The sequence below is a fragment of the Bacteroides sp. 1001136B_160425_E2 genome, from assembly GCF_015559655.1.
GTDB lineage: Bacteria > Bacteroidota > Bacteroidia > Bacteroidales > Bacteroidaceae > Bacteroides > Bacteroides luhongzhouii.
This window is the reverse complement of sequence record NZ_JADMQH010000011.1, coordinates 35093-51889: the sequence shown is the minus strand read 5'-3', so window position 1 is coordinate 51889 and position 16797 is coordinate 35093. Positions and strand designations below refer to the sequence as shown.

Sequence of the window (16797 nt, the reverse complement as noted above, 5' to 3'; positions counted from 1 at the left end):
TATTCTTTTAAGAAATCCGGCTCTCTTTCTATCTACCCACTACATTTTGGTATATTACCAGCCCATAGAGAAGTAATTCCAATAACTTTCACTAACAAAAAGATACTATACATTTGCTAATCACACAAATTTTAGCTATATTCGTCGTTCAAAACTATTAAATCTACGACAATGGAATTACCTTTTGCTGAATCATGGAAAATAAAGATGGTAGAACCCATCCGGAAAAGCACACGTGAAGAACGCGAGCAATGGATTAAAGAAGCACATTATAATGTCTTTCAACTCAAGTCAGAACAAGTTTATATCGATCTCATCACCGATTCCGGAACCGGAGCGATGAGCGACCGTCAATGGGCGGGAATGATGCTAGGCGATGAAAGCTACGCCGGAGCAACCTCCTTCTTTAAGTTGAAAGAGATGATTACGAAACTGACAGGATTCGAATATATCATACCTACCCATCAAGGACGTGCCGCAGAAAACGTGCTTTTCTCTTATCTCGTGCATGAAGGAGACATTGTACCTGGCAACTCACACTTTGATACCACCAAAGGGCACATCGAAGGACGTCATGCCATCGCATTAGACTGTACCATCGACGCTGCCAAACAAACTCAACTGGAAATCCCGTTCAAAGGAAATGTAGACCCTGATAAATTGCAGAAAGCCCTGACAGAATATGCAGAACGAATTCCTTTTATCATCGTAACCATCACCAACAATACAGCCGGAGGACAACCTGTGTCCATGCAAAACCTGCATGAAGTACGTGCCATCGCTGACAAATACGGCAAACCTGTACTTTTCGACTCTGCACGCTTTGCCGAAAACGCCTATTTCATCAAGATGCGCGAAGAAGGTTATCAAGACAAAACCATCAAAGAAATCACACGGGAAATGTTCTCTCTAGCCGATGGTATGACAATGAGTGCCAAGAAAGATGGAATCGTCAATATGGGTGGATTTATTGCCACACGACGTGCAGACTGGTACGAAGGCGCAAAAGGTTTCTGCGTACAATACGAAGGCTATCTCACCTATGGAGGAATGAACGGACGAGATATGAACGCCCTTGCCATCGGCCTGGATGAAAACACCGAATTCGACAATCTCGAAACACGTATCAAACAAGTGGAATACCTGGCAAAGAAACTGGATGAATACGGAATTCCTTACCAACGACCGGCCGGAGGCCACGCCATCTTCATTGATGCGCCTAAAGTACTGTCACACGTTCCCAAAGAAGAATTCCCGGCACAGACGCTGACCATAGAACTTTATCTGGAAGCCGGCATCCGTGGATGCGAGATCGGTTATATCCTTGCCGACCGCGATCCGGTGACCCATGAAAATCGTTTTAACGGTCTTGATTTACTCCGCCTCGCCATTCCCCGCAGAGTATATACAGACAATCATATGAACGTAATAGCTGCCGCTCTCAAAAACGTATATGAACGCAGAGAAAGCATAACCCATGGAGTGCGCATCGCTTGGGAAGCACCTTTAATGAGACATTTCACAGTTCAATTAGAAAGATTATAAATTTAGAAAAGTAATAATAAACATCAGTTGAGGAAGTGATTGTTCCGATCAACCAGTGAACTAAATAAAATTATTATTGCACTAAATAAATTATCTCATTAAAAACAGAAAGGAATCGGAACAGTCGGTATGAACAGGCAATACTTTCTCCATTAACAAGAATAATTGTTCGCATAAAACAAAAGTGTTCCAAACGTGTTTATGTTATAATCGAACTTAATACGCTAAATTATGGCAGAAGATTATAAATTAATAGACAACGAAGATAAACATCGGTATGAATTTCAGATCGATGGTAAAATAGCCGAAATAGACTATATCAAATCAAACAATGGAGAAATATACCTTGTACATACGGAAGTACCCGCCTCATTAGGCGGCAAGGGAGTAGGCTCACAACTTGCAGAAAAAGTGCTGACAGACATTGAACGACAAGGTTTACGTCTGGTACCGCTTTGCCCGTTTGTAGCCGGATATATTCACAAATATCCGGAGTGGAAGCGAATTGTAATGCGTGGTATTCATATTAAATAAATACGGATATGGGAAAGAAAATAGAATACACCAATGGTGAACTAACCATTGTATGGCAGCCGGAATTATGCCAGCACGCCGGAATATGTGTAAAGATGTTACCCAATGTTTATCATCCTAAAGAAAGACCCTGGGTGCAAATAGAAAATGCGACAACGGAAGAATTAATTGCACAAATCAGTAAATGTCCGTCAGGAGCATTGAGCTACCGACTTAACAAAAAAGAGAAGTAAACCAACAGTAATAGAGGTCGTCCGAAAACCGTGGGTTCATAAAATAATGAGGACGTCCTAAAGTGAAGTGACATTCAACTCAATGTCCACGTCAATACAAAATCCGGACAGATACGATAACCCACAGAGTAAAGTACCTGCCGCTCCGTCGCCAACTCCTGAACCTGAAATGTTCCCTCCTCTTGAGGAATAAAATGCGTCAATCGGAGTTTACGAAGATCAGCGTCCGCGTTTTCCATCCGTTTAAAAACGGCTTCCTTTGCCGACCAATGCAATAACAGTCCCCAGGTCACGTCTCCCTGATAAGGTTCCGCTTGCTCATCAGAACGGATATACCGATCGGCTACCTTATGAACCCGTTGAGCATATTGCTCAATATCAATGCCCGCCGGAGTCAAAGAAGCAAGCATTACCGCCACATAACCTTTCGTATGAGAAATACTGATAAAAAAAGAATGGTCCGTCAGATAAGGTTTTCCTTCGGGAGAATAACCGATTTCCTTATCCTCCTGCAACATAGAATACAACAAAACACGAACAGACACCCATTCCATCTTACGGCGTTCGGAGACAAAGCGATTCAATTCCTGTTCACAGAAAACTCTGCGCGCATCCGGCAAGAGAGCCAATAGAACCTCCAAAGACTCTTCCATCTTCCAGACAGCCCACTGTATATCATCCGTCTTATATTGCAGAAATAACGCCATCTTACATTTGCTTGATTATGCTCTCAAAACTATTATTCCAAGATTATTCTTTCTCTTCCGAGCCTTCCATATCCTTCGGCAGAATTGTAAATTTCACTTTCAAGATACGACGACTGTCCATTTCGAGCACTTCAAACTCATAATGGTGATAAGTCACTTTCTCATGCAATGCCGGGAATTCTCCTTTAATTTCGAGCAACATACCCGCCAATGTATCCGCATCTCCTACCACCTTTTCAAACTCGTCTTCGTCTACTTTCGCAATCTTATAGAAATCCGTCAACTGCGTCTTCGCTTCAAATATCCAGGTATGGTCATTCAAGACAACGTATGTACGTTCTTCATCATCATATTCATCGTGAATCTCCCCCACAATCTCTTCGATAATATCCTCCATTGTCACCAGTCCGGAAGTTCCTCCAAACTCATCCACAACAATGGCAATATGAATCTTGTTCGCCTGGAAATCGCGCAACAGATCATCAATCATCTTTGTTTCCGGCACAAAATAAGCCGGACGGATCAATGACTGCCAACGGAAATTATCCCCCTTGCTGACATGAGGCAACAGGTCTTTAATATACAATACCCCCTTGATATTATCCCGCGAACCGGAATAGATAGGAATACGCGAATAAGCATTTTCAATGATACATTGCATCACCTCCTTGAAAGAGGTACGGATATCCAGATCAACCATATCCAGACGTGATGTCATCACCTCCTTCACAGTTTCACCGCCGAAACGGATAATACCCTCCAAAATATTATTCTCTTCAGAAAGCTCCGCTTTATCTGTCAGCTCCAATGCGTGCGACAGTTCATCGACAGAAATATTGTGGCTCTTCTTTACAAAATGCTTATTTAAAAAAATAGTTGAATGTACAAGCACAGTAGCTATCGGACGAAACAGCTTTTCCAGAAAGTAAATCCCCGGTGCCGAGAAACGGCAAAAAGCCAATGTCTTCTGTGCCGAATAGATTTTCGGCATGATTTCACCGAACAATAATAACAGAAAAGTCAAGATGACAGTCAGTATCAGGAACTCTGCCAACGGAGAATGAAAAACAAATACATTCATAAAGAAGAAGTTGCAGAGCATGATAATGGTCACATTCACAAAGTTGTTTGTAATCAATATCGTTGCCAGGAGGCGTTCTGAATCCCCTAACAGGGCACTTATTTTTTCATCGGAAGGATGATTATGTTCATCAATATCATTCCGGTCGGAAGGAGTAAGTGAGAAAAATGCTATTTCGGAAGCCGAAGCAAAGCCGGAAGCAAGCAGGAGTATACCTGCCAGTACTATGGCAATAATAGCAGAGATAGAAGGAGTGTTTACGGTAATACCGTTGAAAATGTCAGCCAATTGGCTTAAATAACCATCTGAGTCCAAAGAGTCTATATTTTAATTAAACAAAAGATAATGTGCCAAGAAGCTCGCGAAAACCGATTGGCACACTATCACATTATCCTAGAACGGCAAATCATCTGCCGGATTATCTTGTATAGGCTGTGCCTGCTGCGCCTGTTGCGGCTGACCGGCAACCGGTTGCTGCTGTTGCCCCATAGCCGGTTGTCCGGAAGCAGAAGCTCCCGCACCCGGATTGGCTCCTTTCGAAGACAGCATTTCCATATAGTCCACATAAATTTCGGTGATATAACGCATAGCACCAGACTGGTCACTGTAAGAACGGGTTCTTATCTTTCCTTCCAGATACAACCTTTCTCCTTTGTGTACATACTTATCCACAATTTCCGCCCAGCGGTTGGATGCAACGATATTGTGCCATTCTGTTCTGTCGGGAATCTGGGTTCCATTAGCCAAAGTATATCCACGTTCTGTCGTAGCCAACGAAAATGTTGCCACAGCCGAACCTGCATCGAAATATTTCACCCGCGGATCTTGTCCTACGTATCCTAACAATATCACTTTATTTACTGACATACCTGTATCACGTTTATGATTCTTAAATCAAATCTGTCGCCAAAATTAAACAGAATAACAATAGGATGCAAGAATTTTAAGTATTAAGTATAAAATCAAGTATTAAGTTTACAAGTATTAGGCTGCGTCATGAACTGCATGGTTAATACTTAAAACCTAATACTCAATGCTTATCCATTGCTTGTAACAGGGTTTGCACCAATTTTGACACAGCGTATTGTTCCAGTTCTTCGACTTTTATTTTTTGGAAGCTACTGAAAGAAGTCAAATTTTCAGATAATGTTACTTCATATAGATTAGCATAAATAACCCGGTGAGACAACACATGCTTTACTTCTCTGCAAACCGTACGTACCACCGGTACTTCCCCCGGTGCAAAGAGTGCACGGAATTCCGGTAAAGTCAAAAAATCTTCTTCCGAAAGAGGCATCGGAGTTTCGATCAATGGCAGTTCGAACAGATTTTTCCAAATATCATTGCCCGTCCGTTTATTTATAAAGGTATACGCGCCCGCACGTACATAAATATAATTAAAGTAACGGTTCGTTGTCTTTGTTTTATGTTGCTTCACCGGAAGTTTTGTTACCCAGCCTTTCGAAAGTGCCGAGCAACTGCCCGCCAACGGACAGAACAAACAATCAGGCGACTGCGGAGTGCACTGAACCGCTCCGAAATCCATTATTCCCTGATTATAAACAGCCGGATGCTTCTTATCCAGCATCTCATCCGCCAATGCTGCAAAGATTTTTTTTCCTTCCGTCGAATCAATCGGAGTATCGATGCCAAAATAACGCGAAAGCACCCGGTACACATTACCGTCCACCACCGCATAAGGCATGCCATAAGCAAACGAACAGATCGCTGCCGCTGTATACTCCCCCACTCCTTTCAGAGCCAGCACCTCCGGATACGTTTTCGGGAAAACCCCATTCATGCTTTTGGCGGCGGCATGAAGATTGCGGGCACGTGAATAATATCCCAATCCCTGCCAGTATTTCATCACTTCATCTTCCTCCGCAGCCGCCAAAGTTCGCACATCGGGAAAACGTTTGATAAAACGAAGAAAATAATCATACCCCTGCGCCACCCGCGTCTGTTGAAGAATAATCTCCGAAATCCAGATCAGATACGGATCGGCAGATTCCCTCCAGGGCAGTTCACGTTTGTTCTCTTTATACCACTCTACAATTGTTTTAGTAAACTCGTTCATATCCTCGTTCCTAGTGTATTATCTAACATTTATCTTGCCTATCCTAGCCAAAAGGCACACAAAAGTAACTCTTTTGGTTCTAAGAAAACTCTATGCCACTATTTTTTTAGAAAAATGTGCAGAATATATTTTTTTAGGAGCTTAAAAAGCTATATATTTGCAGTCCAAAAAATTAGCAATAACATAGTAATAATATTTTTTTTAAGGAAAAATGACTAAAGCAGATATTGTAAACGAGATTACAAAGAAAACTGGGATTGATAAGCAGACAGTTCTTACAACAGTCGAGGCATTTATGGATGCAGTAAAGGATTCATTGTCTAACGATGAGAACGTATACTTGCGTGGATTTGGTAGTTTCGTAGTAAAGAAAAGAGCGCAAAAGACTGCTCGTAACATTTCTAAAAATACTACGATCATTATTCCGGAGCACAATATTCCGGCTTTCAAACCGGCTAAGACATTTACAATTTCAGTAAAGAAATAATAAACAAGAGTATTAACCCATAAAATGTGAAGCTATGCCAAGCGGAAAAAAGAAAAAAAGACATAAAATGTCTACGCACAAGCGTAAAAAAAGACTAAGAAAGAACAGACATAAAAGCAAAAAATAATTTTTAAGTCTGGATCACACAGAAATAAAGAACAAACTTGCGAAGCTAATGTCTTTCAAGTTTGTTCTTTGTTTAAGTAGCTAACCCAAAATGAACAATTTGTAAAAAATGTTGTTCATATAAATGAGATTCAATCAATAATAAGGAAACAAAACAGTGACAAGTGAACTAGTAGTTGACGTACAGCCCAAAGAGGTATCCATCGCCCTTCTCGAAGATAAGAGTCTGGTGGAACTTCAGAGCGAAGGAAGAAATATTTCTTTCTCTGTGGGCAATATGTATTTGGGACGTATCAAGAAATTGATGCCCGGACTGAATGCATGCTTTGTAGACGTCGGTTACGAGAAAGATGCTTTCCTTCATTATTTGGACTTGGGTCCTCAATTTAACTCACTCGAAAAGTTTGTAAAGCAGACTTTAAGCGACAAAAAGAAGCTGACCTCCATCAGCAAAGCAACCCTGCTTCCCGATCTTGACAAGGATGGAACCGTATCCAACACCCTCAAGGTAGGACAAGAAGTAGTGGTGCAAATCGTTAAGGAACCGATCTCCACTAAGGGACCGCGACTGACGTCGGAAATTTCGTTTGCCGGACGCTATCTCGTACTGATCCCTTTTAATGACAAGGTTTCTGTTTCACAAAAAATTAAATCGAGCGAAGAACGCGCCCGCCTTAAACAATTGCTGATGAGCATCAAGCCGAAAAACTTCGGTGTCATCGTCCGCACAGTAGCTGAGGGCAAACGCGTAGCCGAACTCGACGGAGAGCTTAGAGTCCTGGTTAAGCATTGGGAAGATGCGATGGTAAAAGTGCAGAAAGCCACCAAGTTTCCGACGTTGATTTATGAAGAGACCAGCCGCGCCGTAGGTTTGTTGCGCGACCTCTTCAACCCTTCTTTTGAGAATATCCACGTCAACGATGAGGCTGTGTACAATGAAATTAAAGACTATGTATCACTGATTGCGCCCGACCGGGCTAATATCGTGAAACTGTACAAAGGTCAACTTCCCATTTACGACAATTTCGGTATCACCAAGCAGATTAAATCGTCGTTTGGTAAAACTATCTCTTACAAGAGTGGTGCCTATCTGATTATTGAGCACACTGAGGCGCTTCACGTAGTAGACGTGAACAGCGGTAACCGCACCAAGAATGCCAACGGGCAGGAAGGTAACGCACTCGAAGTAAATCTGGGAGCCGCCGACGAGCTGGCCCGCCAACTGAGATTAAGAGATATGGGTGGTATCATTGTCGTAGACTTCATCGACATGAATGAAGCCGAAAACCGTCAGAAGCTTTATGAACGAATGTGTGCCAATATGCAGAAAGACAGGGCACGGCATAATATTCTGCCGCTCAGCAAATTCGGGCTGATGCAGATTACACGCCAACGTGTACGTCCGGCAATGGACGTCAACACGACCGAAACCTGCCCTACTTGCTTCGGCAAAGGCACTATCAAGTCGTCCATTCTCTTTACGGACACTTTGGAGAGTAAAATTGATTACCTGGTCAATAAACTGAAGGTTAAGAAATTCTCGTTACACGTCCATCCGTATGTGGCCGCTTACATCAACCAGGGGCTCGTTTCCCTGAAACGGAAGTGGCAGATGAAATACGGATTCGGTATCAAGATTATTCCAAGTCAGAAACTCGCATTCCTGCAATATGTGTTCTATGATACACATGGAGAGGAAATCGATATGAAGGAAGAAATCGAAATCAAATAGACAGAAAAGGCGGCCCGTTCAAAACGAGCCGCCTTTTTTGTCTATTTTTCTTCAACTATCCATTTTTCAATATTGCGGGTCTCCGCACTGAAGTTCACTCCTATCTTAAAGAGCTTCCGTTCATCCATCTCGAAAGGAAGAGCGTAATGCTTATCGTTAATCTGCCGCAATGCCTCTTCTGCCGTGCCGTTCAGCTTAAATTCCATGATATAGATGAATTTGTCTGTCTGCAAGACAAGATCGATGCGTCCTTCACTCGTATGATATTCCACTTTGGCATAGAAGCCGACCAGTTTAAAAACGATGAAAAGCACGTTCTCGTAATGCAATTCCTGGTCGCGAATCACTTCGTAGGTGGTATCTGCAAAGAAACTTTGCAAACGACGGAAGAAAGAGTTGTAATCTCCGGAACGTACTTCACGAACAAACTTCTGAATCTCAAACGGAGATTCTACCTTATTTACATTCGCATAATAAGGAAGCAAGAAACGGACAAAGCCTTCTTCCACTTCACGATTTGGAAAACCTAAACGATACATTCCAAATTCTTCATCATACCCTTTAATGGTGAGGTAACCACTCTGATAAATCACCGGAATAGGGTTAGTCGATTCGGAGTCTATACTATTCAGGACTTGGGCATCAGTTTCTTCATGTGCCATCCGTTCCAGGTCATAATGATGTTTTTGCAGCAATTTCACCAGATAGGTAGGCGTACCCGTTTCAAACCAATAGCTGCCAAATTCTCTATACTTAAAAGCATTGAGCAAACTGAACGGATTGTACATGCCGATTGAGTTGTGCGTAAAGTGATAACCGTCATAACATTCTTTCAATTCCGCACAGAGTTTATCATACGTCACCCCCCGAATATCAGCAAATTCATGAAGCTCGGCATCTAAAGTATCATGAAGTTCCTGATCGCTGACACCACAGATCTCAACATAATCTTTCCGCATTGAAATATCATCCAAGTTGTTCAAGTCACTAAACACACTGACTTTACCAAACTTCGTCACTCCGGTCAGAAACGCAAACTTGATGCAACCGTCCATTGTTTTAAGCGCTCCATAAAAAGGCTTTAATGTATTCCGAAATTGCTTCTGCAATTCCTCATTACCGATGGCTTGCAACATGGGTTTATCATATTCATCGACAAGAATAACCACACGTTGTCCTGCCAACTTACAGGCGCGCTCTATAATACCGGCAAAACGCAAAGAAAGCGAACGTTCGGACGGCTCGGCACCATATAGTTTTTCCCATGCTGTCAACGATTTGTCAAGTATATTATCCAGACTTTCAAGCGTATCATATTTCTCGATATTAAGGTCCAGATGCAGTATAGGATATTTGATCCAGTCCTTCTCCAACTTTTCTACAGCCAGCCCTTCAAACAGTTCTTTCTTTCCTTGAAAGTAGGCCTCTAAGGTAGAGACGAGCAGACTCTTTCCAAAACGGCGCGGACGGCTCAAGAAGTAATAACTTCCCGTCTTTACCATTTGATACATCAATGCTGTCTTATCAATATAGAAATAACCGTCATTACGAATTTTCTCGAAATTCTGAATACCGATCGGATAAATTTTATGGCTCATATTCTCTTCTTTTATAAATCAATGCCTTTCTTGCAAAGATATATATTTTTAATAGAACTCTTTGTCACGGCAGGTTAAAAGATTCTTTTCAATAATTCATTCTGCACATTTTCCCGGAAACTTAGGGACGATAAAATAAGGGGATGATGACTGCACAAAATAACGAAAAGCATCTCTTTATCTATAATAAGAAAATGGGGAACGAACAAGTTCTTTTTATGTTACTTATTTTTCTTCAACTATCCATTTTTCAATATTGCGAGTTTCCGCACTGAAGTTCACTCCTATTTTAAAGAGCTTCCGTTCATCCATCTCGAAAGGAAGAGCGTAATGCTTATCGTTAATCTGCCGTAAAGCCTCTTCTGCCGTGCCATTCAGTTTAAATTCCATGATATAGATGAATTTGTCTGTCTGCAAGACAAGGTCGATGCGTCCTTCACTCGTATGATATTCCACTTTGGCATAGAAGCCGACCAGTTTAAAGATGATGAAAAGCACATTCTCGTAATGCAATTCCTGATCGCGAATCACTTCGTAGGTGGTATCGGCAAAGAAGCTTTGCAAACGACGGAAGAAAGAACTGTAATCGCCGGATTCCACTTCACGAACAAACTTCTGAATTTCAAACGGAGACTCTACCTTATTTACATTCGCATAATAAGGAAGCAGGAAACGGACAAAGCCTTCTTCCACTTCACGATTCGGGAAACCTAAACGATATATACCAAAACGTTCATCATACCCTTTAATAGTGAGATAACCACTCTGATAAATCACCGGAATGGGATTAGTAGATTCAGAATCTATACTATTCAATACTTGGGCGTCGGTTTCTTCATGCGCCATCCGCTCCAAGTTATAATGATGTTTTTGCAGCAATTTCACCAGATAGGTCGGTGTGCCCGTTTCAAACCAATAGCTGCCAAATTCTCTATACTTAAAAGCATTGAGCAAACTAAACGGATTGTACATGCCGATTGAATGGTGCGTAAAGTGATAGCCGTCATAACATTCTTTCAATTCTGCACAGAGTTTATCATACGTCACACCTCGAACATCAGCAAATTCATGAAGCTCGGCATCCAAAGTATCATGAAGTTCCTGATCGCTGACCCCACAGATTTCAACATAATCTTTTCGCATTGAAATATCATCCAAGTTGTTCAAGTCACTAAACACACTGACTTTGCCAAACTTTGTCACTCCGGTCAGGAATGCAAACTTGATGCAACCGTCCATTGTTTTAAGCGCTCCATAAAAAGGCTTTAATGTATTCCGAAATTGCTTTTGCAATTCTTCATTACCGATGGCTTGCAACATGGGTTTGTCATATTCATCGACAAGAATAACCACACGTTGCCCCGCCAACTTACAGGCACGCTCTATGATACCGGCAAAACGCAAGGAAAACGAGCGTTCGGACGGCTCGGCACCATATAGTTTTTCCCATGCTGTCAGCGATTTATCAAGTATATTATCCAGACTTTCGGATGTATCATATTTCTCGATATTAAGGTCCAGATGCAGTATAGGATATTTTATCCAGTCCTTTTCCAGTTTTTCTACAGCCAGCCCTTCAAACAGTTCTTTCTTTCCTTGAAAGTAGGCCTCTAAGGTGGAGACGAGCAGACTCTTTCCGAAACGGCGCGGACGACTCAAGAAGTAATAACGCCCGGTTTTTACCATTTGATACATCAATGCCGTTTTATCAATATAAAAATAGCCATCCTGACGAAGGCTTTCGAAATTCTGAATACCGATAGGATAAATTTTATGGCTCATATTCTCTTCTTTTATTAATCAATGCCTTTCTTGCAAAGATATATATTTTTAATAGAACTCTTTGTCATGACAGGTTAAAAGATTCTTTTCAATAATTCATTCTGCACATTTCCCCGGAAACTTAGGGACGATAAAATAAGGGGATGGTGACTGCACAAAATTACGAAAAGCCCGGACTTTCGCAAGCTCGGGCTTTCTGTATCTTGGGGACGTCTCCTTTACCTATAGGGAAATGGGCGACTAGCAATTGATTCTAGTACAACAAAAAAAGACGTTCCAAGAGTAAAGATAAAAGGGATGCCAGTGGGAAATGTGGGGAGGCATCCCTTTTCTAATAGAAGAACAAAGATAGAAGGATGGACTTTCACAAGCTGTGTCCTTCGCTTTGTTCTGGGGTAAAAAATATCTTTTTCACACATAGGTGAAGAAGGGTTTATTTTCAATCTCTATTATTTAGCACCTTTCTTAAAGGTTACTGTGAACTCTGTTCCATTACCGGCTACATCTCCCCATTTAGAAGTTGCTTTCAGAACAACCACCGCCGAGATGTCACTACCAATAATTTCCTGTGCAGCAGTAGCAGTATTCAGTTTCACTTTACCGTTATCCTTCAATTCATCAACATCAAAATACTTCTTGAAGTCATCCGCAGATTTCGGTTCGAAACTGATAGACAGGCCGTATAATTTAAGGGCAGCTTTAGCATCAGAAACATTAAATTGACCAGCAGCGTTAGTCGGCCACATTTCTTCACCTCTTGAGTCTTTCCAAGTGAAATTGTAACCATTCTTTTCACTTTCAGCCGCTGGATTGAAAGCTTTTGACAATTCTATTTCATCAGCCTTAGTTGAAGTTTCTTTAAGACGAATCTTCGGAAGAGTTAATGTACCATTCAATTCCTCAACAGGCATAAGCATATTTACTACATTCTTGTTATCAGCAGGAGCAATTGATTTACCATTAGATGTCACACCAAATGTCACTGAAATCGGATTTGCTTTACCTTCTTTCTTATAAGAATAGTCAACAGTACCAGCAGTAATAGTATAAACGTAGGAAGAACCATCTACACTTCCTATACCTGCCGGAGAAATCGCAGGTGCAATAACAATCTCACCGGCAGTTTTTCTCTTGTTAAGATCTGTAAAGACTGAAGCCTCATAAGCCTGTGTCAAGTTTCTTGTTAATTTCACAGATGACACGTTATCACCACCTTCACGTGACATAATCATCATTTCCTGACCCGGAGTAGAGTTCAATGAGTTCCAATCCCAAACGAGTTCACTAGCTGTAGTTGCGCTGACCTTAATATCGGCACTAACTGTCACAGTCTTGTTATCCTTTGTCAAGATCACAGATACTTTATCAATGCCACTTTCACTAGTTGTCACATAATTTGCGGGCACTTTGATTTTAACGGCATCACTTTCCAGTATCATGCAAGGTGTTACAGCGTTATCAGCAGGATCAGACACACTGGTAGCACCACTCAAATTTGAAGCAGGTGCCCCTGTTGTACCAAGTGCTGTTAAAATAGCAGTCAAACCAGTCAGATTATCGGCACCGGTACCATCGGCTGTAAGCGTGTATACCTTTGCAGCGCTGTTCCATTTCAGTTTATCGAATGTGAGAGTTACAGGAGCACCCTTACTTGTTAGAGTAACTTGAGCATAGGCAGTACCTTTTAATTCTGTTGTTCCGCCATCACGAGTAACTGTAATAGTAGGAGTTACCTGACATACATCACCAACCGCTGCATCTGTATTAGCTTTTAAAACACCTTCTGTTAAAGTGAATTTAGCTTCATTCGCTCCAGATTTAGCATAGGTAACTTTAAACTTAGACAAGTCAATACCCAGTTCGTCTACAGTTTTCTTTACTTCATTGGCAGATGTTCCGTCAGCGTCTGAAGTTACAGTAAATACATAAGCACTCCCTGCCGCATAGTCAATCTTATCTTCTGCGTTTTCTTTTATAAGGCTGTTCGGTTCAGTACCACCTGCCCATTTATAATCAATCTTATTGATATGAAGTGTCTGCTGAGTCATTGCAAAATAATCAGAAGAGATATCTGAATATTCTGTTTTATTATCCTTACCTATCACAGTCAGAGCTACGGCAAACCCTTTGCCTTCGATAGCGCTTGCTTTCTTCAAAGTCACCTCTATCAAATTAGGTTCATTAGCTACTGCTTTTACTGCACCTACCGTGAATACACCAGCCGCACGAGTCAACACTTGAGCATCTGTAGTAATTGTATATTTACTATCCGCTTTAGTCAGCTCTGCAACTGCCGAAGCCGGAGATACACGGAATCTTACTTTCTTTTCAAGGGTATTACCTACTTCGTGCCAAGTTTGGCCTTGATCAATCCCCGTAGTATATTGAGATGTTTCGGCGACTTTCAATGATGTAAATTCTACTATTCTGTCTGCTGATTCCGGCACATATACGATACTCTGAATCATACCTTTCAGGGCAGTGATTTCTGCTTTCAATTCTGTTTGCAACTTACCTAATGTGGCCTTTGCATCTCCTAGTTCAGTAGCAATAATGTCCTGCACAGCCTGTGTCAAGTTCTTGCCTTCGGGAAGAGCAAGTGCCGTCACAGCATCTCTTGTTGCCATAATTTCGTCGATAATAGTTTGATAGTCTGCAAGCTGACCTTCACCACTACCTACGTATGCATTAATAGCCTGCAACAGTTCATCCAAATCATCCAATTTAGATTTGATAACGCCGTCCTCTTTAAAGATTTCATTATAGATTTTATCTACAAAATCCGTCAGACTTGTTACACCTGTGATTCCAAGCCCTTCGATATGGTCATTTAATACTTTACCATTCGAAGCAACACCGTCTTGTACAGCTTTGATTACATAGGCAGCAATTTCCCCTTTACTGTCACCCTCATCTTTCAATGCATTTAGGATGCTTTGATTGATAAACTTGTCAAAGCTAGTGTTTTCGAAGCCGCTCAAATCATTGTGATCGGCTTTAAATTTATTTTCAGCGTCAATCAAAGCTTGAAGAGTAGTCTTCATTTCTTTCAGTGCTGTAATATCATCAGTCATAGCATCAACGGTGCTCTGACTAGCTTTGCCATCTATCGCTAACTGAAGGTTATTCTTTGCTGCTATTAAATCATCGGCTACACTCTTGTCTCCTGCCGCCAACTTTGTCTCCAAGGCTTGAATCTTTGCTTCCAAATCAGTGGTAGTAACCTTACCATCCACCACGGCCTTCAAATCACTAACCTTTTTTTCCAAAGCTTTTGTTGCTTCCTCAACAGCAGCTTTCATGTCTTCTGTGCTTACAGGATTGGTTGATTTAATATTATCGACCTGCTCCTGCAAGCCTTTAATGTCATCATCGTAATCCTTACAACTCGTTACAGTTGTACTGACTGCAAGCGCCAATGCCCCGAAAAGCATTACCCTAACAAATTTTTTCTTCATAACTACTTAAAAATTACATTAATAATATATTATTAAACACTAAGTTTCAATAATAGGCCATCCGTTACTTTGTAGGTAACGGAGAAACCTTTGTGCCTGCTCTTTTAGAGTAGTCAATACGGAAAAACGAGACAATATGCGATTACATTTTTTACCCCTGCTTCTAAGAAGCGGCAGAGGGGCGGGAGACCTTTTGCAAAATTTAGAAGTTAACAAAGCCCTAATACAAAGAATCCGCTTGTTTTATTTGTTTAATTCCAGTTTCGAGTAGTTTATTGGAAAAAATGTACGATTTAGTTTGGTTGTTTTAAGAAATATGCTCATATTTGCACCGGTATTTCGATCCGTTACCTACAAAGTAACAGAATAATAATCAAGCACTTACACCTACAACAGATCGTTTTATAAAATCAAGTACCTGTTTATTCGCTTCATCAATTTTCTTATTTCGGAAAGGTTTCAAATAAGTTTCCGTCACTGTGATAGATGAATGTCCCATCGCTTCGGAGATAATACCCGGATGGATTTCACAATAATAAGCTGTCGTAGCCCAGGTATGCCGGGCGGTGTACGAGCTTAACCGATCTTTGAGTCCCAGCACTTTCCCTAACAGTTCCAACTGATAGTTGAAATTGCGCAACGCCAGTTGATATTCCCTGTACGCCTGAGGCGAACCTTCATCACTGTGAAGAATCGGGAATAAATAAGGCGACTGCTCCTCCCGATTCATATACTTCCGCAAAAGAAACATCGCTTCCGGCGTTAACGTCACAGACAATGGACGCCCCGTTTTACGACGACGATAACTGATCACATTTCCCCTTAGATCGCCCTTGCGCAAATAAGCCAAGTCGACAAAAGGCAGTCCCCGAAGCAAAAACATAAGAATAAACAATTCCTGTGCACCCTTCATGGCAGGAGTGATGGCAGCCGACTGTAACAGACGGGCAAACACCTTCTTCATATCCTCCAGATCCAATGCCCGACGGCGGTCTGCGCGCGTACCTGTATATACGGATCGAAAAAGATGCGGCACATAAGATGCCTTCCGAAGATCAACAGCGCGATTGTAAACCGCACGCAACGTGCGAAGATACGTAGACACCGTATTCCAACTACACCCACGTGCACGAAGACTACCCTCAAAATGCTTCAGCCACTCTGGAGTTATTTCCCGAAATAACAAACGATCGGAACCCTGAAAAGCAAGAATCGCATTCAAAGTACTTCTGTATACATGAGCAGTCCCTAAATTTCCACTCTGCTGCAAATCAACAGCCACTTGTTTCATAAACGAAGTAAAACTTTCCTTTTTCATTAAAAAACAATTTAATAATTAGTATTTACTTTTCCCACACTTTACTTTAGTAAAATATAAAAATTTATATATAAAAAATTACACACATAAATCTACAAAAATAAAAACTACATTTTTAC

Annotated in this window: 13 protein-coding genes; 5 read left to right on the top strand and 8 right to left on the bottom strand. The window is 41.3% G+C overall.

Annotated features, from left to right (window positions below; genetic code table 11):
* Positions 1-171: 171 nt before the first annotated feature.
* The 3 genes from I2I04_RS12485 to I2I04_RS12475 all read left to right on the top strand — a co-directional run bounded on the left by I2I04_RS12485 (position 172) and on the right by I2I04_RS12475 (position 2312).
* On the top strand, positions 172-1545 hold the full coding sequence (locus tag I2I04_RS12485) for a tryptophanase (RefSeq protein WP_143259527.1): 1374 nt from the start codon (positions 172-174) through the stop codon (positions 1543-1545).
* 231 nt (positions 1546-1776) lie between these two features.
* Positions 1777-2079, top strand: a complete 303-nt coding sequence (locus tag I2I04_RS12480) for a GNAT family N-acetyltransferase (protein WP_143259526.1) — start codon at positions 1777-1779, stop codon at positions 2077-2079.
* Between the two features lie 8 nt (positions 2080-2087).
* Positions 2088-2312, top strand: a complete 225-nt coding sequence (locus I2I04_RS12475; protein ID WP_122135864.1) for a (4Fe-4S)-binding protein — start codon at positions 2088-2090, stop codon at positions 2310-2312.
* 74 nt (positions 2313-2386) lie between these two features.
* Here the strand turns inward: I2I04_RS12475 and I2I04_RS12470 are convergent, their stop codons facing one another.
* The 4 genes from I2I04_RS12470 to mutY all read right to left on the bottom strand — a co-directional run bounded on the left by I2I04_RS12470 (position 2387) and on the right by mutY (position 6177).
* Positions 2387-3019, bottom strand: coding sequence for a 4'-phosphopantetheinyl transferase family protein (locus tag I2I04_RS12470; RefSeq protein WP_143259525.1), 633 nt, complete (start codon positions 3017-3019; stop codon positions 2387-2389).
* A 43-nt stretch (positions 3020-3062) separates the two neighbouring features.
* Positions 3063-4415 (bottom strand): gliding motility-associated protein GldE, encoded by a 1353-nt coding sequence (locus I2I04_RS12465; protein WP_143259524.1) that lies wholly within the window; start codon positions 4413-4415, stop codon positions 3063-3065.
* A 78-nt stretch (positions 4416-4493) separates the two neighbouring features.
* Complete coding sequence (locus I2I04_RS12460; RefSeq protein WP_195655143.1) at positions 4494-4967, bottom strand: single-stranded DNA-binding protein; 474 nt, start codon at positions 4965-4967, stop codon at positions 4494-4496.
* A gap of 163 nt (positions 4968-5130) precedes the next feature.
* Positions 5131-6177: an A/G-specific adenine glycosylase gene (mutY, locus tag I2I04_RS12455; RefSeq protein ID WP_195655142.1), complete on the bottom strand. Its 1047-nt coding sequence runs from the start codon at positions 6175-6177 to the stop codon at positions 5131-5133.
* Between the two features lie 211 nt (positions 6178-6388).
* Between mutY and I2I04_RS12450 the strand changes: the two genes are divergently transcribed.
* Both I2I04_RS12450 and I2I04_RS12445 read left to right on the top strand, forming a co-directional pair.
* On the top strand, positions 6389-6664 hold the full coding sequence (locus I2I04_RS12450) for an HU family DNA-binding protein (RefSeq protein WP_004300646.1): 276 nt from the start codon (positions 6389-6391) through the stop codon (positions 6662-6664).
* 283 nt (positions 6665-6947) lie between these two features.
* Positions 6948-8522 (top strand): ribonuclease E/G, encoded by a 1575-nt coding sequence (locus tag I2I04_RS12445; protein ID WP_143259521.1) that lies wholly within the window; start codon positions 6948-6950, stop codon positions 8520-8522.
* A gap of 41 nt (positions 8523-8563) precedes the next feature.
* Here I2I04_RS12445 and I2I04_RS12440 read toward each other — a convergent pair whose 3' ends face one another.
* The 4 genes from I2I04_RS12440 to I2I04_RS12425 form a co-directional block, all read right to left on the bottom strand.
* Positions 8564-10120, bottom strand: a complete 1557-nt coding sequence (locus I2I04_RS12440) for an ATP-binding protein (RefSeq protein ID WP_195655141.1) — start codon at positions 10118-10120, stop codon at positions 8564-8566.
* Between the two features lie 225 nt (positions 10121-10345).
* Positions 10346-11902 carry an ATP-binding protein gene (locus I2I04_RS12435; RefSeq protein WP_195655140.1) on the bottom strand — a complete coding sequence of 519 codons (1557 nt, stop codon included), beginning with the start codon at positions 11900-11902 and terminating at the stop codon, positions 10346-10348.
* A 449-nt stretch (positions 11903-12351) separates the two neighbouring features.
* The gene (locus I2I04_RS12430; protein ID WP_195655139.1) at positions 12352-15360 is read right to left on the bottom strand and encodes a hypothetical protein; all 3009 of its coding nucleotides are present in this window, start codon (positions 15358-15360) and stop codon (positions 12352-12354) included.
* Positions 15361-15733: 373 nt separating this feature from the next.
* On the bottom strand, positions 15734-16678 hold the full coding sequence (locus tag I2I04_RS12425; RefSeq protein ID WP_195655138.1) for a tyrosine-type recombinase/integrase: 945 nt from the start codon (positions 16676-16678) through the stop codon (positions 15734-15736).
* Between the last annotated feature and the right edge of the window lie 119 nt (positions 16679-16797).